This window comes from Pseudomonas sp. P4_C3 (assembly GCF_056402075.1).
This window is the reverse complement of record NZ_JBFUIC010000447.1, coordinates 1-2,781: the sequence shown is the minus strand read 5'-3', so window position 1 is coordinate 2,781 and position 2,781 is coordinate 1. Positions and strand designations below refer to the sequence as shown.

At 61.2% G+C, this 2,781-nt stretch carries 2 protein-coding genes; both read left to right on the top strand.

Features of this window, described 5'->3' with window-relative positions:
* A partial coding sequence (gene nirB / locus AC1DVH_RS29115; protein ID WP_477756694.1) for a nitrite reductase large subunit NirB occupies positions 1–2,558 on the top strand: 2,558 nt, incomplete at its 5' end.
* Positions 2,558–2,781, top strand: a 224-nt coding sequence (locus tag AC1DVH_RS29110) for a nitrite reductase (NAD(P)H) small subunit (protein WP_477756693.1), incomplete at its 3' end; no start/stop codon positions are given. The genes nirB and AC1DVH_RS29110, both read left to right, overlap by 1 nt.

Here is a 2,781-nt window from a genome sequence, read left to right as displayed (position 1 = left end):
ATTCCAATGTTGCCACGTTGAACAAGATGCAAACGCTGATCGTGATCGGTAATGGCATGGTCGGACATCATTGTGTCCAACAGCTGATCGAGCGGGGAGCGCTTGACCATTACCGGCTGCACGTCTTCAGTGAGGAGCCGATGCGCGCCTATGACCGTGTGCATCTTTCCGAGTACTTCTCCGGTCGTGATGCCGAGTCGCTGGCGCTGTCCGATGCGTCGCTTTACCACACGCCCGGCGTTACGCTGCATCTGGGTGTGCCGGTATTGGAAATCGACCGCGTCCGTCGCCAGGTGGTCACCTCGCAAGGTTGCGTCACGTATGACAAATTGGTTCTGGCCACCGGTTCTTATCCGTTTGTTCCGCCAATCGAAGGCGCCGAAGGTGAGTCGCGTCTGGTCTATCGCACCCTGGAAGACCTCGATGCCATTCGGGCTGCGGCAGCCAATGCCCGGCGCGGTGTGGTGGTCGGCGGTGGCTTGCTGGGTCTGGAAGCCGCGAACGCGTTGAAGAGCCTGGGCCTTGAAGCCCACGTGGTGGAATTCGCACCGCGCTTGATGCCGGTACAACTGGATGACCTCGGTGGCCAGGCGCTCAAGGCGCAGATCGAACGATTGGGCGTCGGTGTACACCTGTCCCGCGCCACTCAATCGATCAGCGCTGGCGAGCAGTACCGCTATCGCATGAATTTCGCCAATGACGAATTCCTCGAAACCGACCTGATCGTGTTTTCCGCCGGTATCCGCGCTCAAGACGCGCTGGCTCGTCAATGCGCGCTGGAGATCGGTCCGCGCGGTGGCGTGGTGATCGACGACGCGTGCCTCAGTTGCGACCCGAACATCTACGCCATCGGTGAGTGCGCTTCATGGAACGGCAGCCTGTTCGGCCTGGTCGCGCCGGGCTACCAGATGGCGCGCAGCGTCGCGGCCCGTCTGTGCAACGAAGTCGCCGAGCCGTTCACCGGTGCCGACATGTCGACCAAGCTCAAGCTGCTGGGGGTGGATGTCGGCTCCATCGGCGACGCCCACGGCAATACCCCAGGCGCACGCAGCTATCAATTCATCGACGAAACCAGCGCCAGCTATCGCCGCCTGGTGGTGGATGCAAGTGGCAAACATGTCCTCGGTGCAGTGCTGGTCGGTGACAACAGCTATTACGACACCTTGCTGCAATACATGCAGAACGGCATTACCTTGCCAGCAGAACCCGCCAGCCTGATTCTGCCATCGTCCGAAGGCGCGCCGACCCTGGGCCCGGGTGCGCTGCCCGGGTCGGCCACGGTGTGCTCATGTCATAACGTCACCAAGGGCTCCATTTGTTCGGCCATCGACGGCGGCTGYACCGACCTGGGCCAGCTCAAGTCGCAAACCAAGGCCTGTACCGGCTGCGGCGGTTGTGCCGGCCTGCTCAAGCAAGTGTTCGAGCATGAGCTGATTGCCCGTGGCGTCAGTGTCGACAAGAGCCTGTGCGAACACTTCGCCTATACCCGCCAGGAGCTTTATGCGCTGGTACGGGTAGAGGGAGTGATCACCTTCGAAGAACTGTTGGCCAAGCACGGCCGTGGCCACACCGGTTGCGACGTTTGCAAGCCGGCGGTGGGTTCGATTCTGGCCTCGTGCTGGAACCAGCCGATCATGGACACGTCGCTGGTACCGTTGCAGGACACCAACGACACCTTCATGGCCAACATGCAGAAAAACGGTACGTACTCGGTGGTGCCGCGTATTCCCGGCGGCGAGATCACCGCTGACAAGCTGATCGCCATCGGCGTGGTGGCGAAGAAATATGACCTCTACACCAAAATCACCGGCGGGCAGCGCATCGACCTGTTCGGCGCGCAGTTGCATCAGTTGCCGGACATCTGGGCCGAGCTGATTGAAGCGGGTTTTGAGACCGGGCACGCCTATGGCAAATCGACCCGCACGGTGAAGTCCTGTGTCGGCAGCACCTGGTGCCGTTATGGCGTGCAGGACAGCGTGAAAATGGCCCTGACCCTCGAGGATCGCTACAAAGGCCTGCGCTCGCCACACAAGCTCAAGTTCGCGGTCTCCGGTTGCACCCGTGAGTGCGCTGAGGCGCAGAGCAAGGACGTTGGCGTAATCGCCACCGAGAAAGGCTGGAACCTCTATGTGTGCGGTAACGGCGGCATGCGCCCGCGCCACGCCGAGTTGTTCGCTACCGACCTTGATGACGCCACCCTGATTCGCTACATCGACCGGTTCCTGATGTTCTACATCCGCACCGCCGACAAGTTGCAGCGTACCTCGGTCTGGCGCGAGAGCCTGGAGGGCGGCCTGGATTACCTCAAGGACGTGATCATCAACGACAGCCTCGGGCTGGGTGAGGAGCTCGAGTCGCAGATGCAATTGGTGGTCAACCGCTACGAATGCGAATGGGCCAACGCCCTGAAAGACCCGGAAAAGCTCAAGCGCTTCCGCACCTTCGTCAACGATCAACGCCCGGACCCGGACATCCATTTTGTCCAGGAACGCGGTCAGCGCCGGCCGATCATGGCCGCTGAACTCCACCTTATCCCTGTCATCGAGGAGATTGCCTGATGAGCCAGTCCGATACCCAGCGAGCCTATTCCAGTTCCTCCCTGGTCAATCCCGATGCCTGGCAAGCGGTGTGCAGCCAGGAGGATCTGGTGAGTAACTCCGGCATCGTCGTCTGGCTCGACGGTGCACAAGTGGCGCTTTTCTACCTGCCGGCTGCCGAAGGCAAGACCCTCTATGCGGCGCTTTTCTACCTGCCGGCTGCCGAAGGCAAGACCCTCTATGC